20 protein-coding genes are annotated in these 18,835 nt (G+C 66.4%); 11 read left to right on the forward strand and 9 right to left on the reverse strand.

Annotated elements, in window-relative coordinates:
* The 5 genes from ACSQ9I_RS29745 to ACSQ9I_RS29765 all read right to left on the reverse strand — a co-directional run bounded on the left by ACSQ9I_RS29745 (nt 1) and on the right by ACSQ9I_RS29765 (nt 6,952).
* Entirely contained in the window at nt 1-438 is a 438-nt protein-coding gene (locus tag ACSQ9I_RS29745; RefSeq protein ID WP_436315559.1) for a CBS domain-containing protein, read from the reverse strand.
* A gap of 45 nt (nt 439-483) precedes the next feature.
* Nucleotides 484-1,539 carry a 2-oxoacid:ferredoxin oxidoreductase subunit beta gene (locus ACSQ9I_RS29750; protein ID WP_436315560.1) on the reverse strand — a complete coding sequence of 352 codons (1,056 nt, stop codon included), beginning with the start codon at nt 1,537-1,539 and terminating at the stop codon, nt 484-486.
* A complete protein-coding gene (locus tag ACSQ9I_RS29755; RefSeq protein ID WP_436315855.1) occupies nt 1,536-3,353 on the reverse strand; it encodes a 2-oxoacid:acceptor oxidoreductase subunit alpha in 1,818 nt (605 codons plus the stop codon). The genes ACSQ9I_RS29750 and ACSQ9I_RS29755 overlap by 4 nt, the downstream gene beginning before the upstream one ends.
* A gap of 86 nt (nt 3,354-3,439) precedes the next feature.
* Nucleotides 3,440-5,239: an FAD-dependent oxidoreductase gene (locus ACSQ9I_RS29760; protein WP_436315562.1), complete on the reverse strand. Its 1,800-nt coding sequence runs from the start codon at nt 5,237-5,239 to the stop codon at nt 3,440-3,442.
* A gap of 129 nt (nt 5,240-5,368) precedes the next feature.
* Complete coding sequence (locus ACSQ9I_RS29765; protein ID WP_436315563.1) at nt 5,369-6,952, reverse strand: FAD-dependent monooxygenase; 1,584 nt, start codon at nt 6,950-6,952, stop codon at nt 5,369-5,371.
* A gap of 133 nt (nt 6,953-7,085) precedes the next feature.
* On the opposite strand from ACSQ9I_RS29765, the gene ACSQ9I_RS29770 reads away from it, so the two are divergent.
* From ACSQ9I_RS29770 to ACSQ9I_RS29780, 3 genes are all read left to right on the forward strand, one after another.
* Nucleotides 7,086-7,535 (forward strand): hypothetical protein, encoded by a 450-nt coding sequence (locus tag ACSQ9I_RS29770; RefSeq protein WP_436306076.1) that lies wholly within the window; start codon nt 7,086-7,088, stop codon nt 7,533-7,535.
* 216 nt (nt 7,536-7,751) lie between these two features.
* A complete protein-coding gene (locus ACSQ9I_RS29775; protein ID WP_436315856.1) occupies nt 7,752-8,150 on the forward strand; it encodes a VOC family protein in 399 nt (132 codons plus the stop codon).
* A gap of 14 nt (nt 8,151-8,164) precedes the next feature.
* Entirely contained in the window at nt 8,165-8,584 is a 420-nt protein-coding gene (locus tag ACSQ9I_RS29780; protein WP_436315564.1) for a DUF4189 domain-containing protein, read from the forward strand.
* Between the two features lie 46 nt (nt 8,585-8,630).
* On the opposite strand, the gene ACSQ9I_RS29785 is transcribed toward ACSQ9I_RS29780, so the two are convergent.
* Entirely contained in the window at nt 8,631-9,578 is a 948-nt protein-coding gene (locus ACSQ9I_RS29785; protein ID WP_436315565.1) for an alpha/beta fold hydrolase, read from the reverse strand.
* Between the two features lie 65 nt (nt 9,579-9,643).
* Nucleotides 9,644-10,030: a hypothetical protein gene (locus ACSQ9I_RS29790; protein ID WP_436315566.1), complete on the reverse strand. Its 387-nt coding sequence runs from the start codon at nt 10,028-10,030 to the stop codon at nt 9,644-9,646.
* Between the two features lie 323 nt (nt 10,031-10,353).
* Between ACSQ9I_RS29790 and ACSQ9I_RS29795 the strand changes: the two genes are divergently transcribed.
* The 3 genes from ACSQ9I_RS29795 (at nt 10,354) to ACSQ9I_RS29805 (ending at nt 12,252) form a co-directional block, all read left to right on the forward strand.
* The gene (locus ACSQ9I_RS29795; RefSeq protein WP_139191690.1) at nt 10,354-10,626 is read left to right on the forward strand and encodes a DNA-directed RNA polymerase subunit alpha C-terminal domain-containing protein; all 273 of its coding nucleotides are present in this window, start codon (nt 10,354-10,356) and stop codon (nt 10,624-10,626) included.
* A gap of 156 nt (nt 10,627-10,782) precedes the next feature.
* A complete protein-coding gene (locus ACSQ9I_RS29800; protein ID WP_436315567.1) occupies nt 10,783-11,271 on the forward strand; it encodes a RidA family protein in 489 nt (162 codons plus the stop codon).
* Nucleotides 11,272-11,307: 36 nt separating this feature from the next.
* Nucleotides 11,308-12,252: a 3-hydroxyacyl-CoA dehydrogenase family protein gene (locus tag ACSQ9I_RS29805; protein ID WP_436315568.1), complete on the forward strand. Its 945-nt coding sequence runs from the start codon at nt 11,308-11,310 to the stop codon at nt 12,250-12,252.
* Here ACSQ9I_RS29805 and ACSQ9I_RS29810 read toward each other — a convergent pair.
* Nucleotides 12,233-12,556 carry a hypothetical protein gene (locus ACSQ9I_RS29810; protein WP_436315569.1) on the reverse strand — a complete coding sequence of 108 codons (324 nt, stop codon included), beginning with the start codon at nt 12,554-12,556 and terminating at the stop codon, nt 12,233-12,235. The two genes, ACSQ9I_RS29805 and ACSQ9I_RS29810, sit on opposite strands and share 20 nt — an antisense overlap.
* Nucleotides 12,557-12,668: 112 nt before the next feature.
* Complete coding sequence (locus ACSQ9I_RS29815; RefSeq protein ID WP_436315570.1) at nt 12,669-13,952, reverse strand: LysR family transcriptional regulator; 1,284 nt, start codon at nt 13,950-13,952, stop codon at nt 12,669-12,671.
* 154 nt (nt 13,953-14,106) lie between these two features.
* Here ACSQ9I_RS29815 and ACSQ9I_RS29820 point away from each other — a divergent pair, with 154 nt between their 5' ends.
* The 5 genes from ACSQ9I_RS29820 (at nt 14,107) to ACSQ9I_RS29840 (ending at nt 18,833) form a co-directional block, all read left to right on the forward strand.
* Nucleotides 14,107-15,135, forward strand: a complete 1,029-nt coding sequence (locus ACSQ9I_RS29820; protein ID WP_436315571.1) for an amidohydrolase family protein — start codon at nt 14,107-14,109, stop codon at nt 15,133-15,135.
* A gap of 2 nt (nt 15,136-15,137) precedes the next feature.
* On the forward strand, nt 15,138-15,830 hold the full coding sequence (gene ligK, locus ACSQ9I_RS29825) for a 4-carboxy-4-hydroxy-2-oxoadipate aldolase/oxaloacetate decarboxylase (RefSeq protein WP_436315572.1): 693 nt from the start codon (nt 15,138-15,140) through the stop codon (nt 15,828-15,830).
* A 10-nt stretch (nt 15,831-15,840) separates the two neighbouring features.
* Nucleotides 15,841-17,127 carry a gallate dioxygenase gene (locus ACSQ9I_RS29830; RefSeq protein ID WP_436315573.1) on the forward strand — a complete coding sequence of 429 codons (1,287 nt, stop codon included), beginning with the start codon at nt 15,841-15,843 and terminating at the stop codon, nt 17,125-17,127.
* Nucleotides 17,124-18,104, forward strand: a complete 981-nt coding sequence (locus ACSQ9I_RS29835; RefSeq protein WP_436315574.1) for a Bug family tripartite tricarboxylate transporter substrate binding protein — start codon at nt 17,124-17,126, stop codon at nt 18,102-18,104. Before ACSQ9I_RS29830 ends, ACSQ9I_RS29835 begins: the two co-directional genes overlap by 4 nt.
* Nucleotides 18,105-18,173: 69 nt before the next feature.
* A complete protein-coding gene (locus ACSQ9I_RS29840; RefSeq protein WP_436315575.1) occupies nt 18,174-18,833 on the forward strand; it encodes a substrate-binding domain-containing protein in 660 nt (219 codons plus the stop codon).
* The last annotated feature ends 2 nt before the right edge of the window (nt 18,834-18,835 follow it).

Here is an 18,835-nt window from a genome sequence, read left to right on the forward strand (position 1 = left end):
CTAGCCCAGAACGTCGTTCACCTGCTCGTTGAATTCGGCCTGGCTCAGCGCCGCGCCGATTTCCCGCGGCAGCGCATCGCGCACCGAGAACACGCCGAGGATCTTCGTCCCCGCCACCAGCGGCAGGTGGCGGAAACCTCGCTCGAGCATCATCACGACGGCGTCGGACACCAGCGTTTCCGGCGGCACGCAGATCGGGTTGGGCGTCATGACCTCGCGCGCCGTGGTGCGCTCCGGATCGAGCCCCCGGGCCAGCACCCGCGTCATCAGGTCGCGCTCGGTCAGGATACCCAGCAGGGTCTCCGGCGGCTCGATGATGAGCACGCTGCCGCAGTTGGCGTGCGTCATCACGCCCGCAGCGTCGCGCACGCTGGCCTGCGGGCCCAAGCAGGTCACATGCTTGCGCGAGATGGACTGGAAAACGGTACGTTCATCCATGGTGCACCCTCCTGCGGAACGCGCTATGTTGCGACGGACCTTCGCTTAGCGCAAGCTGGCGTTGAGCCGCTCCAGCGCACCGGCGCCGGGGCACAGCTCGGCGGGCCCCAGCGTGTTGAGCGGCCGCTCGCTGGTGTTGAGCGCCGTGTGCAGATCGGTGGCCAGCGGATCGACGTAGAGCAGGCCCGTCACCACTTCGCCCATTTCCTGGTGCCGCTGCATGTAGGCCATGGCGGCGTAGCGGTCGCCGGGGTTGTAGTCGGGATGCAGGCTGCGCAGCCGCAGCAGCGTGCCGTCGTGCTGGCGCACGTCCATCACTTCGCCCGGCGCCATGTCCACGGTGATTTCCTGGCGCTCATGGATGAAGTCGATGCGGCTCACCGCCTCGTTGTGTTCGCGCACGTAGTCGTAGCTCTTGGTGCTGCCGGGGTGGTTGTTGAAGGCGACGCAGGGGCTGACCACATCGATGAACGCGGCCCCGCCGTGGCTGATCGCACCCTTGATCAGCGGCACCAGCTGCGCCTTGTTGCCCGAAAAGCCGCGCCCCACGTAGCTGGCGCCCAGCTGCAGCGCCATGGCCACCAGGTCCACCGGGCTGTCGCTGTTGACGACGCCCTTCTTGCTCTTGGAGCCCTGGTCGGCGGTGGCCGAGAACTGGCCCTTGGTCAGGCCGTAGACCCCGTTGTTCTCCACGATGTAGGCCATGCGCACGCCGCGCCGCATGGCGTGGGCGAACTGGCCCAGGCCGATGGAAGCCGAGTCGCCGTCGCCCGAAACGCCCAGGTAGAGCAGGTCGCGGTTGGCCAGGTTGGCGCCGGTCAGCACGCTGGGCATGCGGCCGTGCACCGTGTTGAAGCCGTGCGAGGCGCCCAGAAAATAGTCCGGCGTCTTGGAGCTGCAGCCGATGCCCGAGAGCTTGGCTACGCGATGCGGCTCGATGTCCAGCTCCCAGCAGGCCTCGATGATGGCGGCGGAGATCGAGTCGTGGCCGCAGCCGGCGCACAGCGTGGAGATCTTGCCCTCGTAGTCGCGCCGCGTGTAGCCGACCTTGTTGGTGGCCAGCGTCGGGTGGCGCAGCTTGGGCTTGGCGAGGTAGGTCATGCGGGCTCCTTGGCGAGATGGGCGCTGATCGCCTGGACCACGAAACGCGCCGTGATGGGTGTGCCGTCGAAATGCAGCACGGGGACCAGCCTGGCCGGATCGATGCCGAGCTCGTTGACCAGCAGGCTGCGCATCTGGCCGTCGCGGTTCTGCTCGACCACGAACACTTGGCGGTGCCGCGCGAGGAACTGCGCCACGCTGTCCGGGAAGGGAAAGGCGCGCAGCCGCAGCGCGTCGAGGTGGACGCCGCGTTCGGCCAGCTCCTCCAGCGCCTCCTGCATGGCCGGGCTGGTCGAGCCGAAATAGATCACGCCCAGGTCCGTCTTTTCGGCGGCCAGCCGCAGCATCGGCTGCGGCACCAGGGTGGCCGCGGTCGCGAACTTCTTCAAGAGCCGCTCCATGTTGTAGATGTAGTCGGGGCCGCGCTCGGAATACCGCGCGTAGGCGTCGCGCGTCGTACCGCGGGTGAAGAAGCTGCCCTTGGTCGGGTGCGTGCCCGGCAGCGTGCGCCAGGGGATGCCGTCGCCGTCCACGTCCTTGTAGCGGCCGAAGTCCCGGCCCGCCTCCAGCTCTTCGGCGCTCATGACCTTGCCGCGGTCGTAGGCCCGGCTGTCGTCCCAGGCAAAGGGCGCGCACAGGCGCTGGTTCATGCCGATGTCCAGGTCCGTCATCAGGAACACCGGCGTCTGCAGCCGGTCGGCCAGGTCCAGCGCCGCCGCCGCGTGCTCGAAGCACTCGTGCGGATCCTCGGGGAACAGCAGCACGTGCTTGGTGTCGCCGTGCGAGGCGTAGGCGCAGGACAGGATGTCGGCCTGCTGGGTGCGCGTGGGCATGCCGGTGGAAGGTCCGCCGCGCTGCACGTTGATGAGGGTGACCGGAATCTCGGCAAAGTAGGCCAGGCCGATGAATTCGGCCATCAGGGAAATGCCCGGCCCCGAGGTCGCGGTGAAGGCCCGCGCGCCGTTCCAGCCGGCGCCGACCACCATGCCGATCGAGGCGAGCTCGTCTTCCGCCTGCACGATGGCGAAGCGGTTCTGGCCGTTGGCCGGATCGACGCGGAATTTGGTGCAGTACTTCTGGAAAGCCTCGGCCACCGACGACGAGGGCGTGATCGGATACCAGGCCGCGACCGTGGCGCCGCCATACACGCAGCCCAGGGCCGCGGCGCTGTTTCCGTCCACGAAGATCCGGTTGCCCACCCGGTCGGCGCGCCGCACCTGCAGCCCGAGGGGCTCGCCGCGCAGATGCTCCCTGGCGAAGTCGCAGCCCAGGTGCAGCGCCTGGACATTGGAGGCCAGTAGCTTTTCCTTGCCCTTGTACTGCTCGCCGAACAGCTTCTCGACCACCTCCGGCTCGATGCCCAGCAGGATGGCCAGGGCGCCCACGTAGACGATGTTCTTGAACAGCTGGCGCTGGCGCGGATCGTGGTAGACGGCGTTGCAGATCTCGGTCAGCGGCATGCCGATCACGCGGATGTCGTCGCGGAATTTCGACGGCGGCAGCGGCCGCGTGCTGTCGTAGAACAGGTAGCCGCCGGGCTCCAGCTCGGCCACGTCGGCGTCCCAGGTCTGCGGGTTCATCGCCACCATCATGTCGGTGCCGCCGCGCCGCCCCATGTGGCCGCGCTCGGTCACGCGCACCTCATACCAGGTCGGCAGGCCCTGGATGTTGCTGGGGAAGATGTTGCGCGGGCTCACCGGCACGCCCATGCGCAGGATGGCCTTGGCGAACAGCTCGTTGGCCGAGGCCGAACCCGAGCCGTTGACGTTGGCGAACTTGATGACGAAATCGTTGACCGCCTCGATTTGTGGGATGGCCCCCACGCTCGCCACTTCGTGTGCTTCGCTGCCCCCCGAGGGGGCTTTCCCGCCTTCGGGCGGCCGTGCTGCGGGAATGGCGCTCATGCCGTCACCTCCTGCCCTGCGGGCGTCATCTTCAGCAGGAACTTCTGCATGTCCCAGGCCCCCGTGGGGCAACGCTCGGCGCACAGGCCGCAGTGCAGGCAGACGTCTTCGTCCTTGACCATCACCCTGCCTGTCTTGAGCCCGCCGGAGACATACAGATCCTGCGCCAGGTTGAGCGCCGGCGCCTTCAGCCGGGCCCGCAGTTCGCTCTCCTCGCCGTTGGCGGTGAAGCTGATGCAGTCCATCGGACAGATGTCCACGCAGGCATCGCATTCGATGCAGGCGGCCTCGGTGAACACGGTCTGCACGTCGCAGTTCAGGCAGCGCTCGGCCTCCTTGAAGGCGGTGGCGGCGTCGAAGCCCAGTTCCACCTCCACCCGGATGCTGGCCAGCGCCTTCTCGGCCTTGGCCCAGGGAACCTTGTAGCGCAGGTCGTTCGAGGTGTCGTTGTCGTAGCTCCACTCGTGGATGCCCATCTTCTGCGACACCAGGTTGGTCATGGGCGGCGGGCGGACAGTGACCGGCTGGCCATGCAGCAGCCGGTCGATCGACACCGCGGCCTCGTGCCCATGGGCCACGGCCCAGATGATGTTCTTGGGGCCGAAGGCCGCATCGCCGCCGAAGAACACCTGGGGCACCGTGGACTGGAAGGTGTTCTTGTCCAACGTGGGCAGTCCATGGTTGTCGAAGTCGATGCCGCAGTCGCGCTCGATCCAGGGGAAGGCGTTTTCCTGCCCCACCGCCACCAGCACCTCGTCGCATTCGAAGAAGGCGTCCGGCTCGCCGCTGGGCACCAGCGTGCGGCGGCCCTTGTCGTCGTACTCCGCGCGGACGATCTCGAAGCGCATGCCCAGCAGCTTGCCGTTGTCGTGGACGAAGGCCTTCGGTACATGGAAGTTGATGATGGGAATGCCTTCGTGCTGGGCGTCCTCCTTTTCCCAGGGCGAGGCCTTCATCTCCTCGAAGCCGCTGCGCACGATGACCTTCACGTCGGTGCCGCCCAGGCGGCGGGCCGAGCGGCAGCAATCCATCGCCGTGTTGCCGCCGCCCAGCACGATCACGCGCTGGCCGATGCTTGTCACGTGGCCGAAGGAGACGGAGTTCAGCCAGTCGATGCCGATGTGGATGCCGGCCGCCGCCTCCTGGCGCCCGGGAAGTTCGAGGTTGCGCCCGCGCGGCGCGCCGCAGCCGACGAAGATGGCGTCCCACCCCTGCGCCAGCAGGGCCTTCATCGAGTCGATGGGCTCGCCGCCGCGGAACTCCACGCCCAGGTCCAGGATGTAGCCCGTCTCCTCGTCGATCACCGACTCGGGCAGGCGAAAGTGCGGGATCTGCGTGCGCATGAAACCGCCGGCCTTGGCGTCGCTGTCGAACACCGTCACTTCATAGCCCAGCGGCGCCAGGTCGCGCGCGACGGTGAGCGAGGCCGGCCCGGCGCCCACGCAGGCGATGCGCTTGCCGTTCCCGGGCGCCACCGCCGGCATGCGCGAACGCACGTCGTCCTTCATGTCGGCCGCCACGCGCTTGAGCCGGCAGATCGCCACCGGCTCGGGCTTGCTGGCGTTGCTCTCCTCCACCCGCCCACGCCGGCAGGCCGGCTCGCAGGGCCGGTCGCAGGTGCGCCCCAGGATGCCGGGGAAGACGTTGGAGACCCAGTTGATCATGTAGGCGTCGCCGTAGCGGCGCTGCGCGATCATGCGGATGTATTCGGGGACCGGGGTGTGCGCCGGACAGGCGTACTGGCAATCGACGACCTTGTGGAAATAGGCCGGGTTGGCAATGTTGGTTCGCTGCAAAGCGTGTCTCCTGTCTGCCGCCCGGGGCTCCCCGGGGAGGGGCCGGCTCGGGTCTGCCGCCAGTATGCGCCGCTCAGGACGGCGCAAATCCTTGGTGAAATCCCGCACCACGCCAGGGCCGATCGAAGTTCAGTTCGCCGCCATCGCAGGTGTCATGAACTTCAGACGCTCCTTGGCGTAGCGCGCGACGGCCGCAGGCGCAAGCCGCCGCCCGCAGAGCGCGACATGGCCGTCGGGACGCACGAGATAGAAGGAAGGCCGCGCAATCTTCTGGCGCTCCAGTTCTGCATCGTTGACCGGATCGGCCGGGATCACGTGCACCCGCAGCAACTCGCCGAGGCCCGTCGCGCTGCCCGCAGGCAGGTCCTGCCCGAACACGAGCAGATGGAAGTGCGTGTCCGCGAGCTTGTCGAACGAATCCTCGACCGGCCCGTCCGCGGCAAAGCGCAGATACAGCCAGGGGAAGCGATCGCCGGCGCTCGGCGCATCGGACGGCAGCGCGTCCAGCGCTGCCGACAACGGGCCCGCGCGGTAGTGGATGCCGGTCTGCGAGACGGTGCGGAACGCGAGCTTCTGCACGCGTTCGCGGCCCATCGCGAAGGCGGCGAGCCGGGCCAGCACCCGCGTGCGCAGCAGGCCGGCGAACGGCGCGTCGGAGACCACCACCCTGAAGCCCCGGTCGGTCGTCTCGAGCAGGCGCCGCGCGACGGGGAGGCGCTCGGCCTCGTAGGAGTCGAGCAGCGTCTCGCCGGCTTTGCCCTCGACCACCAGCGCGATCTTCCATGCCAGGTTGTAGGCATCCTGCAGGCCGGTGTTCATGCCCTGGGCGCCCACCGGGCTGTGGATATGGGCCGCATCGCCGAGCAGGAAGCAGCGGCGATCCCGGAAGCGCGACGCGCTGCGGTGGTGGATGCGGTAGGTGGAGAACCAGGTGCACGCCTTGGAAGACAGCCCGGTGCCGGCCTCGGCGTGCAAGGAAGGAATCACGTCCTCGAAGCGCGCGTCGTCCTTGCCGCGCAGCTCGGGCGGCAGGATGCCGACGATGCGCCAGTGGTCCTTGCCGCGCATCGGGAAGAGCAGGTGGAAGCCTCTCTTCCACAAATACACGTTGACCTCGTCGGGGACCATGCCGCCCGTCATCTCCACGTCGGCGACGAAGAACACGTGTTCGTAGGGGGCGCCGGGAAAGCCGATGCGGTTCATCTCGCGCACCGCGCTGCGCGCCCCGTCGCAGCCGGCCATCCAGGTGGCGTCGATGCGGCGGATCGTGCCGCCGGCAACTCGGAGCGTCGCCGTCACATGGCCGGACTCCTGAGCGAGCTCGATCATCTCGGTGTTCCAGTGCACCGCCAGGCCCCAGTCGCTCAACCGGTCGCCCATGATCCGTTCGTTGTCGTCCTGGCCGAGGATCAGGATGTACGGGTACGGGGTCACGCGTGCGCCGGCTTCGCCCAGGGGCACGCGCGCCATCTTCCGCCCTTCGGCCCACATGTTGGCGCCGGTGCCGCGCTTGCCGAGTTCGAGCGCGCGCTCTGCGATCCCGAGCTGGGCGTAGATCTCCAGCGTGCGCGCCTGCACGCCGAGCGCCCGGGTCTGCAGCGAGGGCCCGGCGTGCCGGTCGATGATCACGGTGCGAACGCCGCGCCGGCCGAGCTGGTTGGCGAGCATCAGGCCGGTGGGGCCGGCGCCGACGATCAGGACATCGCAATCCATGGCGGTCTCCTTGTTCTTTTGAAAGTCGTCATCGTGCGAGCTAGCCATTGAGCACCCGAAGGTCGTCATCGCGCAACTCGCCGGCGGCGCGCTACGATCCACATCGCGCGACACGCGTTCGGCAGGAGGTGGTATGGCAACGGCAGCAAGGTCGGATGGCAGCGGCACCGCGGACTTCGGCGCGGGGCGTTCCTCGTGGTGGAACTGGCCCCTGCAGCAGTGGCCATGGCCGGCTGGCGCGCCGCAGCAGCTGAGCCAGCCGATCAACTCGGGCTGGTCACTGGTCAGCGTGACCCACAACAACTCGTCGGCACCCGACATCGAGCGCGACGTGCTCCAGCAGCACAGTTATGGCCGCCAGATCGGCCGACTGATGGACGCGGTCTCGGCGCTGGCCGAAAAGCTGCCGCCCAAGGAGAAATCCGACAAGCGCATCGCAGATTTCGAGACGCTGGCGCGCGAGGTCGAGCGCATCAAGCAGAGCGCGCGGCAGCCGCGCGTCGAGCGGCTGCAGAAAGAACTCGACGCGCTCAGGCGTGAGGATCCGAACGCCTACCGGCAGTTGAAGGCGAAGCTGCCGTAAAGCCTGATCGTCCGGGAGGCCCTAGCTGAGAACGTCGAAGCTGCGCAGGATCCACGACAGCTGGTAGACCAGATTCGCCGCTTGTGGCGCCCAGGGTGCTGGACGAAACATCAGCGCACGATAGCAAAAGCAGGTGCGTATGCGTGTGCGGAGAGCATCGCCGCTACGTCAGAATGCAGCTCCCATTTCTCATCACCCGTGCCGCAGGAGCTCCTGTTGTTTTCACATGTCTTTGTGAGCGTGACCGATTTCGAGCGCGCGTTGACCTTCTACGGCGCCGTCATGGACAGCCTCGGCATCGAGCTTCGGTTCTGCGAGCGCGAGAAGCCATGGGCGGGCTGGCACAGCGCCGGGCGCGCGCGGCCGTTCTTCGTGATCTGCAAACCCTACGACGGCCAGCCGCATGAGGCCGGGAACGGTCAAATGATTGCCTTCGCTGCCGCCGACCGGGCCAAAGTCCACGCTGCACATCAGGCAGCGCTGGAACAGGGCGGAAGCTGCGAAGGACCGCCCGGGCTCAGAGAGCAGTACCACCCGAACTACTACGGCGCCTACTTCCGCGACCCGGATGGCAACAAGCTCTGCGTCGCATGCCACGAACCCGCGGGGAGCTAGCGGTCCGCTGCTCCATGAGCCTTCCATCACGCGCAGCCCGCATGCTCGGCGCGCTTGCGCTGCCGTTGTGCTGCGGCCTGACGGGCATCGCCGTAGGTCCGGCCCATGCCAACCCCGGCCAAGGCCCGAGCTGGGGCGCGATCGCGTCCGTGCACGGGTGGTACGGCTACTCGATCAACCACCCATCCCGCGGCGCTGCGGAGCTTGCGGCACGCGCCCAGTGCGATCGCGCGGCGGGCCGCTCGGGCCCCTGTGTCGTGCGCGCGTACTTCGATCGCTCCTGCGGCGCTCTCGCGACGGGCAACTTTGGCGAATGGGGCACGGCCATCGCTTCCACCGCAGCCGCCGCGGGCAAGGCGGCCGCCGGGCAGTGCGACAGCCATCTGCCGACCGAGCCTTGCAAGGTGGTCGTCAGCGTCTGCTCGTCGCGCTGAGCGCGGCCTCGCGTGAGCCGGGTCGAAGCGTCATTCAGAGCTTTTCTCACCTGCTGCTGAAGGAGGCCTGAATTTCTTCGATTGTTTGTTTTGGGTCTTGGAGATGCGGATAGTGCCCGAGACGGGGGAGAAGAGTGAATTCGATATTGGCCTTCTTGGCGAACTCGACGCCCATCTCCTTGTTGATATAGAAATCCTTCTCACCCCAGATCACCTTGACGGGCGTCTTGAGCCTCGCCAGATGGGACTCGAAATACTCCTGATCCCTGGTGAAGTGTGAGTAGTAGTGATAGAAGGCATCCGCCGAGGTGAGGCCGTCTTGACTCCATCCGCGCAGCATGTCGTCCTTGAGTTCCGGGGACAGGTCGAACTGCTCATTCTTTGGCAAGCCTCTTCTGAAAGCGTTCTCCAGAATCTCGTCGCGATTCCTGTTCATCGAGGCATGAATCAAATCGGACGATGGCTTCGACTTGAGGCCCTGCAGGTTCTCGTGCATGTACTGAGGCCTGTCGAATGGCGCAAAGTCGCCCACGATGATCGTCCTCGCGATACCCGGCTCTTCCAAGGCGAGAAGAAGCGCCGGCAGGGCACCGATGTCCGTGGCGTAGATGACCAGCCTGGATCTATCGATGCCTGCCTTGTCGATGTATGCCTTCAGCACACGCGCATAGTCTTGCGGCGCGTAAGAGAACTTGTCCGCCGGCAGTCTTGATGAAAGACCGTAGCCCGGCCAGTCGAAAGCATGGACTTCGTAGTCCTTGCCGAGCACCAAGGAAATATCCTTCCAGGCATGGAGAGTCTCCGGAAAGCCATGCAGAAAAAGCACGACGCCTTTCGGCCTTGCAGGTTGAACGACCATCCGCCTGAGCTTGATGTCGGAAGTCGCCTCTATGAATCCGATTTCTGCTTTTGAAGCTTGCTCGCGAGCATGTCGGGTGCATCCAACGAGAACTGAAAAGCCAAGCGCAAGAACAGCGATCAGTACTTTCTGCATGGATGCTCGCGACATACGCAAGGTCCTTCTTGAAGCTGGCCTCAACCCGGCGCAGGCGAAGCGCATCAAAGATAGCGCACCTCGGCCACGACCGGCGCATCGGACTGGTTGGTGTCCGCGTTGGCGTAGGCGCCGCCCTGGCGGAACCAGTAGCGGCATCCGGTGCGGCCCAGCACCTTCACGCAAGTCTGCCCGTCGTCACGGATGCTCCAGGTGCCCGCGGCCCGGCCGAGCCCGCCCACGGCTTCCACCGTTCCGTCTGCGCGGAATTCCCACTGGGAAAGCTTTCCGCTCGCGATGTTCTTCGACACCACCGTCTTGCCGAGCAGGCTGGCCTCGATCTCGGTCTTGCTCAGGTAGGTGCGCTCTTCGGCGAGGGCCGCGCCCGGCAGCAGGATGGCGAATGTCGCGAGTGCGGCGAAGGCGAACCGGATGTAGGAGGAACTGCGCATGATGTCGGCCTTTCGTCGATCGGAACCCGTGTCGCAATCGGGTTCGCCATGGCCGCTAATTTTGGGGATTCGCCTCCTTCGGCACGAGTAAGCAGCGCACGCGTGGCATGTGACGCGGTTCACATGGGGTGAGGTCGCACGCGCATGCCTCAGGGACAACCCTGCTCATTCAGCAGACAGTTGTCGATGTTTCAGGCAGTTGATTTGTCCGCATTTCCAACACTGTGCGGCCATGCCTTCGCGAGCCTCCGGGAAAGGAGGGTGCACGAGCGCAGGCACGGCATGTGCACTGTCAAGCGGCATCCGTTGCCACCCGCCCGCCCATGCCACAAGCAGAACCGTCCAGCGAAACCCTTCTCGACGCCGACATCGCGATCCTCGGCCTTTCCTTGCGAGCCTCCAACGTGCTGCGGCGCCACGACCTGAACACAGTCCGCGACGTGACGCGCGTATCGCCCCGGAAGCTGTTTGTCATGACGCGACTGGGACGCCGGTCGGTGGCGCAGATCGCTTCGAGCGTGGAGCGCCGCGGGCTGCGGCTTGCGGACGATGGGAGGAGGGAGCCGGGCGCCGTTACCGGGGCTGCGCAGCGGTGAGCGACGGGGTTCGGTCGCGGCCACCGCCTGCGCGCACTGATCAAGTCGGTCGCACGACCGAACATCCACCTGTTGCGCATCGACTTCGCACGTTCTGTATCTGTTCTTCCCCGCACTGCGCGACGAAGATAGAACCCCGTTCAAACGAGAGGTTCCATGACAGCACTGACCCGCAGCCAGATTGCCGATCAGATCGCGGCCGAACTGGGGCATGGCTTCGACGGTGAGATCCGCATCGGCGGCCACTACGTGTCCGCCGTGCGCGATGGCCGCACGGTCTACATCAGCGGCCAGGTGCCGCGGGTCGGCAGCACGGTGATGGTGACCGGCCGCGTCGGAGAACAGGTCTCGCTCGATGAGGCGCGGAAGGCTGCGCAGATCTGCGCGCTGCGCGCCCTCGCCATCCTGCGCCAGACCCTCGGCTCGCTCGATGCGATCGAGAAGATCCTGCGCATCGGCGTGTTTGTGCAATGCACCGCCGACTTCACGCAGCAAAGCGAGGTGGCCGATGCAGCCTCGGATCTGATGCACCGTGTCTTCGGCGAGGCCGGTGTGCACACCCGCACCTCCGTCGGCGTCTACGCCTTGCCGAAGAATGCAGCCGTGGAACTGGACATGATCGTCGCCGCGCGCGATGCACTCTAGGACGTGATCCGGCCAACGAAGAATCAAGGTGTGTGCATGAATGATCGAAGCGCGGTGGTGATCGGGTGCGGAATCATGGGCTGCGATATTGCGGCCATCTTCCTGGCCGGCGGATGGTCGGTGCAGCTCGTGGGGCACAGTCCCTCGAAGTGGGTGGGTGCGCAGGAGCGCATCGCGAAGTCTGTCCAGCAACTGGGCTCGCAGCGAGAGTCCGGATCACTGGTATTTCACTCCCGGATCGAAGACATCTCATGGGCCAACGTCCATATCGTGCTGGAGTCGGTCACGGAGAATATGGAGATCAAGAAGTCGATTTTTTCGACCTTGGACAGGCTGGCTCCTGCGGGCGTTCCAATGGGGTCGAATAGCTCCAGCATGCGCATCACCGACATCTGTGCGGGCCTGAAAACCGCAGAGCGCATGGCGAACACCCATTTCTTTCAGCCCGCGCATCTGGTCCCCTTGGTGGAAATCGCCAAAGGCGAACGCACCGAAGCATCGACATTGGATGCGCTCCACCAGGTGTTCCGCTCGCTGGGAAGAGCGCCGGTGCGCGTGAATCGCGACGTTCCAGGCTTCCTCGCCAACCGCATCCAGCACGCGCTGATGCGGGAGGCTTTTGCCGTCATCGACGAGGGGCTTGCGACGGCCGAGGACGTCGATGTCGCTGTTCGGTTTGGATTCGGATTCCGCTATGCAGCTGCCGGCCCGATGTTGCTCAAGGAGTTCGCGGGCTTCGATACCCAGCACGCGGCGGCGACCGTCATCTATCCGTCGCTCTGCAATGACAGCGCCCCCGGAAAAACGCTGACGGATCTGGTGACGCGCGGGCGCTTGGGCGTCAAGGCGAAGAAAGGCTTCAGGGATTGGACGGACGAGGCCATCGCCGAAGAGCGCCAGCGGTATGAGACCGCACTGATGCAGGCGGCCAACATCCTTGTTCTCAGCAGGCCGCACGCCGTTAGCGGCTCTCGCACTTGACCTCTTCCTTGAACACCTCGCGGCTGGCCTCGAGCTTGACCTTGCACGGGCCATCCCGGAACTCCTCCTTCCAGTCCCCGCGCCACGTGGCTCCGATGCCATCCTTGCACTTGACCTCCCGCTTGAACTCCCCTCGCTTTGACTCCTGCTTGACTTCGCAAGGCCTAGGCCAGCGGTCCTCGCGCCAGTCGCTGCGCCAGTCGTTGCGCCGCCAGCGCTTCTTTGAGTCGTCGTCATCGGCGAGAGCGCACGGGGCGGCGATGGCGGAGAACAGCAAGAATGCTAGAGCAGCTCGAATGGACATTTCGTACTCCTTGACTCGATACGGATGTGCGGGCGGCGGTCGTCGCTTGGCCCAGAACCTGTCACCAGACCGAGCGGCGCCTCTCGCCGCATGCAACGATAACGCGCTGACATCAACGCCGAGCGCGGAAATCGGGGGATCGAGCCACCACCGCCCTGATCTCTTGCATCAACGCTCGCGCGCCCGGTGAGGGGAATGCGCCCAGACGCTGCGTGAGACCGATCTCGCGGCGCGTCCGGTCAAGGGGGAAGTTCAGTACGACCAGGCTGCGGTCGCGAATCTCGTAGCGCAGCTGGTGCGCCGAGATCGCGGTCAGCATGTCGCTTTCCAGCAGCAAGCCGCGCAGCACCGCGAGATCGCCGGTCTCGACGGCAGGCATCGGCGGCGCCTGCCGCGCCTCCGAGAAGAAGCGCTCGAGCAACTCGCGCGACGGCGAGCCGTGCCGCGAGAGCGCCCATCTCGCCTGGCGCAACGCATCGAAGTCGATGCGCGCGGCGCGTGCGAGCGGATGGCCGGCGCGTGCGATCACCGAAATGCGATCCTCGAACAGCGCTTCCTGCTGCAGGTCCTTCGCCTCGTCGGCGCTGCGCAGTGCGCCGAGGATGAAGTCGATGTCGCCGCTGCGCAGCGATGCTGCCAACGCGTCGTATGGGCTCTCGACCGTCGCAACGTGCAGTCCCGCGTGACGCACGACCAGCGAAGCGATCGCGAGCGGCAGGATCTGTGTACGGCCGAGCGGAAGCGCGCCGACGTTCACGCTCCCCTGCAGCGTTCCTTCGCTGGCGGCGATGTCCGGGCCGATGTGGCGCAGTTCCGCAAGCACCCGCTTGAAGTGGAACGCGACGATCTCGCCCGCCGGCGTCGGCGACAGCCCGCGCGTCTTGCGATCGAAGAGCGCGACACCGAGCCCGCCTTCGAGGTCCTTCAGCGCGCTGCTGATGGCCGGCTGCGTGATCCCGAACTCGCGCGCGACCGCAGGCATGTTGCGCTTCTCGACGAGACTCGCGACCACCGCGAGACGTCGGCCGTTCAGTATCGACGTGAACAGCGGGTGGAGGTCGGCGGACGCGCCGATGCCGCCGCGTGCGACGAGCCGGGCTCGTGCGTCTTCGAACTCGCGCTCGACGCGGTGCGCACGCGCCAGCACCAGCTCGCCGTACGAATTCAGCGCCATTCCGCGCGGGCGTCGATCGAACAGCGGCCTGCCCAGCCCGCTTTCGAGTTCAGAGATGGAGCGCGTGACGCCCGAGGCCACGCGGTACAGCTCATCCGCGGCCCCCGCGATGCTGCCGGCCGCGGCCACAGCCGAGAACGCGCGCAGGTGCCGCAGGTTGATGCCGAGCGCGCCGCTGTGTGCCCTGTCGATAACTTTGTGTCTCTGATGGTCGGGCTTCACCGGCAAATCTTCTCTCTCCAAAGGAGTTGATGAATCTCAGTGTAAACCCTAGCAGATAAAGAAGTCTGATGGCAAGGCAAGCCGAATTCACGCCACGCAGCGGCGCCGGCAACCACACTTGGCGCAATGACGTAATCAACCGACTGGATTGCAAATGATCATCGACTGCCATGGCCACTACACCACTGCTCCCAAGGCGCTGGAGAACTGGCGCAATCAGCAGATCGCGGGCATCAGGGATTCCGCGCTGAAGCCCCGTGCCTCGGATTTGAAGATCAGCGACGACGAGTTGCGCGAGTCGATCGAGGGCAATCAGTTGCGCCTCATGAAGGAGCGCGGCAGCGATCTGACGATCTTCAGCCCGCGCGCGAGCTTCATGGCGCACCACATCGGCGACTTCGAGATTTCTTCCGCTTGGGCGGCCCTATGCAACGAGCTGTGCTTTCGCGTCAGCCAGTTGTTCCCTGATCACTTCATCGGCGCGGCCATGCTGCCGCAGTCGCCGGGGGTCGATCCGCGCACCTGCATCCCGGAGCTGGAGCGCTGCGTGAAGGAGTACGGCTTCGTCGGCCTCAACCTCAACCCCGACCCTTCGGGTGGCCACTGGACCAGCCCCCCACTGTCCGAGCGCCACTGGTACCCGCTCTACGAAAAGATGGTGGAGCACGACATCCCGGCGATGGTGCACGTGAGCACGAGCTGCAATGCCTGCTTCCATACCACCGGTGCGCACTACCTGAATGCCGATACCACGGCCTTCATGCAGTGCCTGACGTCGGACCTCTTCAAGGACTTCCCGACGCTGCGCTTCGTGATCCCGCACGGCGGCGGCGCGGTGCCCTACCACTGGGGCCGGTTCCGCGGCCTGGCGCAGGAAATGAAGAAGCCGCTGCTGAAGGACCACCTGCTGAACAACATCTTCTTCGACACCTGCGTCTACCACCAGCCGGGCATCGATCTGCTGACGCGCGTGATCCCGGTCGACAACATCCTGTTCGCCAGCGAAATGATCGGCGCGGTGCGCGGCATCGATCCGGAGACCGGTTTTCCCTACGACGACACGCGGCGCTACATCGACGCCACGCCCATGCTCGACGACGCGGCGCGCCACCAGATCTACGAAGCCAACGCGCGCCGGGTGTATCCGCGCCTCGACCGCGCCCTCAAAGCCAAGAGCCTTTGACCATGACCACACTCCATCAACTCGGCGTCGTCCACCGCAGCGTCACGCGCGCCGACCCGGCCGCTGTCGAAAAGCTCTCGCGCTTCGGCGTCTCGACCGTGCACGAGGCGCTCGGCCGCCTCGGCCTGATGCAACCGCGCATCCGCCCCATCTATCCCGACGCGCGCTTCTGCGGTCCGGCCGTCACCGTACTGCTGCAGCCCGGCGACAACTGGATGCTGCATGTCGCGGCAGAGCAGATCCAGCCCGGCGACGTGGTGGTCGCGGCCTGCACCAGCGACAGCACCGACGGCTTCTTCGGCGATCTGCTGGCCACCTCCTTCAAGGCGCGTGGCTGCAAGGGCCTGGTGATCGACGGCGGCGTGCGCGACGTGCGCGATCTCACAGGGATGAACTTCCCCGTGTTCAGCCGCGCCATCCATGCGAAGGGCACGATCAAGGCGACGCTGGGCTCGGTCAACGTGCCGGTGGTGTGTGCCGGCGCCCTGGTGCATCCGGGCGACGTGGTGGTGGCCGACATCGACGGCGTGGTGGTGGTGCCGGCTTCGCGCGCGCAGCAGGTGGCCGACGCGGCCGAAGCCCGCGAGTCCAACGAGGATGCGAAGCGCGCGCGTTTCGCCGCCGGCGAGCTGGGCCTGGACATGTACGCCATGCGCGAGCCGCTGACCAAGGCCGGCCTGCGCTACATCGACTGAGCGCAGACTCATGGCTCGCATCATCGGCGCCGTCGCCTGCTCGCATACGCCCACCATCGGCTTCGCTCTCGACAAGAGCAAGCAGCAGGACCCGGTCTGGGCACCCATCTTCGAGGCCTTCGAGCCCGTGCAACGCTGGCTGGAAGAGCGCCAACCCGACGTGCTGTTCGTCATCTACAACGACCACGTCAGCTCCTTCTTCTTCGACCACTATTCGGCCTTCGCACTCGGCGTCGGCGAGCGGCACGAGGTGGCGGACGAGGGTGGCGGCGCGCGCGATCTGCCTGCTCTGGCCGGCCACCCGGCGCTGGCGCGGCACATCGGCCGCTCGCTGGTGGCCGACGAGTTCGACATGTCCTTCTTCCAGGACCGGCCGCTGGACCATGGCGTGTTCTCGCCGCTGTCGCTGCTGTGCCCCCGCGAGCCGGCATGGCCGACACCGGTCGTGCCGCTGCAGGTCGGCGTGCTGCAGTCGCCCGTGCCATCGGCGCGGCGCTGCTGGCGCCTGGGGCAGGCATTGCGGCGCGCGATCGAAAGCTATCCGGAAGACCTGAAGGTGGCCGTCGTTGCAACGGGCGGCCTTTCGCATCAGGTGCACGGTGAGCGCGCCGGCTTCAACAACATAGCCTGGGATGCGCAGTTCCTCGACCTGATCGAGAACGACCCGGTCCGGCTCACCGAGATGACCCAGGCCGAGCTGGCGACCCTGGGCGGCCTTGAAGGTGCGGAAGTCATCATGTGGCTGGTCATGCGGGGCGCCCTTTCGTCCAACGTCCGCAAGACGCACCAGAGCTACTACCTGCCTTCGATGACCGGCATCGCCACCGCGATCTACGAGAACCTGGCGAGCCCGCCGGTCGCCGGCGAGGCGAAGCGGCATCGTCGCCGCATCGATGAGCAATTGGCCGGCGTGGAAGCGCTGGAGGGCACCTATCCGTTCACGCTGGAGACCAGTGTGCGCGCCTTGCGTCTCAACAAGTTCCTGCACGGCATGACGCGCCCCGAGCATCGCGCCCGCTTCCTGGCTGACGAAGAGGGCGCGTTCGAAGCGGCCGAGCTGACCCTGCAAGAGCGCGAACTCGTACGCCAGCGCGACTGGCGCGGATTGATCCACTACGGCGTCATCTTCTTCGTGCTCGAGAAGCTCGGCGCCGTGCTCGGCGTTTCCAACCTTCACATCTACGCCGCCATGCGCGGCCAATCGCTGGAAGCGTTCCAGCAAACCCGCAACGCGCCTGGCGCACTGTATTCGGTGGCCGGCAAGGACGCGGCGCCCCAAACCTGGAACAAGTCATGAAGATGCTTTCTCGCCGCCACCTGCTCGCCCTGGCCGGCCTGCTGGCGATCGGCGCGCCATTCAGTGCCGGCGCCGCCGATGCCTACCCGACCAAGCCCATCAAGATCATCGTCGGTTACAGCGCCGGCGGCGCGGTCGACCTGATCGCGCGCTCGGTCGGCCAGCGCATGGTCACCATCCTCGGCCAGCCCGTCATCGTCGAGAACAAGCCGGGCGCCGGCACCAACATCGCGGTCAAGGCGCTCACCGCCAGCCCGCCCGATGGCTACACCCTGATGCTGGCAGCCAACGCACTGGCCGTGAACCCCACGCTGTTCCAGCCGGCGCCCTACGACCTGGAGCGCGACGTGACGCCGGTGTCCTTGGTCGCGCGGGTGCCGGTGGTGGCTGCGGTGCGCGAGGACTCGGAGTGGAGGACCCTGCAGCAGCTGGTGACCGCTGCCAAGGCCAAGCCCGGTACCCTGAGCGTCGCCACGCCGGGCAACGGTTCCACGCCGCACCTGGCCATGGAGCTGTTCCAGCACACCGCCGGCGTATCGCTGCGCCACGTGCCTTACAAGGGCGGCGCACCGGCTATCACCGATGTGATCGGCGGGCATGTGGACGTGGTCGCGGTCAATGCGCTCGAAGCCTCGCCGCTGGCGAAGGCCGGCAAGCTGCGCGTGCTGGCACTGATGAGTCCCGAGCGCGCAGCGGTGCTGCCCGGCGTGCCGACGGTCGCCGAGTCGGGCTATCCAGGCTTCGAAGCCAGCGTCTGGTACGGCTTCGTGGCACCGGCAGGCCTTCCCAAGCCGGTGCTGACGAAATTGCATGAAGCCGTGCAGAAGGCGCTCGAGTCGCCGGAAGTACGCGACCAGCTCGCCGCGGCCGGCGGTGTTCCCTTGCCCGGTGCGACCGAGCGTTTCGACAAGCTGCTCAAGAGCGACGCCGTTCGCTACGGGAAGCTCATTCGCGAGGCCGGCATCAAGCCGGATTGACATGTTCTCTCGCCTACCGGCTCGTTGGCACCCATCACCATGACGACTTCGATCCGAGGCATCTGCTCGATGGCAACGCGAGCTCTGCTGGACGAGCTGGCGTCGATGTATTCACGGCTCACCGGGGTGCCGGTCTCCTTCCTGCCGGTCGGCGGTGTCGAAGCCGTACGGCGCGTGTCCGCCGGCGAGCCCTTCGACGTGGTGGCGCTTGCCTCCGACGCCATCGACAAGCTGGTCGCCGCAGGCAAGGTCGACGCGCCCGGCAAGGTCGACTTGGCCCGCTCGGGCGTCGGCGTGGCAGTGCACGCGAGCGCCGAGCGACCCGACATCTCCACGGAAGATGCGCTGCGCAGCGCTGTGCAGGGCGCCGCGAGCATCGCTTATTCCACCGGCCCGAGCGGCGTCGCATTGATGGCATTGTTCGAGCGCTGGGGCATTGCCGGCGAGATCCGGAGCCGACTGGTGCAGGCGCCGCCTGGCGTGCCGGTCGGTTCGCTGATCGCGCGCGGCGAGGCCGCCCTGGGATTCCAGCAAATGAGTGAGCTGATCGGCATCGAAAGGATCCGATTGATCGGCCCCTTGCCACCGGAGATTCAGATCATCACGATCTTTTCGGCCGCTCCGGGCATCGGCTCCGCGCAGCCCGCCGCCGTGCGCGCGCTGCTCGATTTCATGATCTCGGCGGACAGCGCCGAATCAAAGCGCCGCCATGGCATGGATCCGGCCTGAAG

The sequence above is a fragment of the Variovorax sp. LjRoot84 genome (assembly GCF_964254305.1).
GTDB lineage: Bacteria > Pseudomonadota > Gammaproteobacteria > Burkholderiales > Burkholderiaceae_C > Variovorax.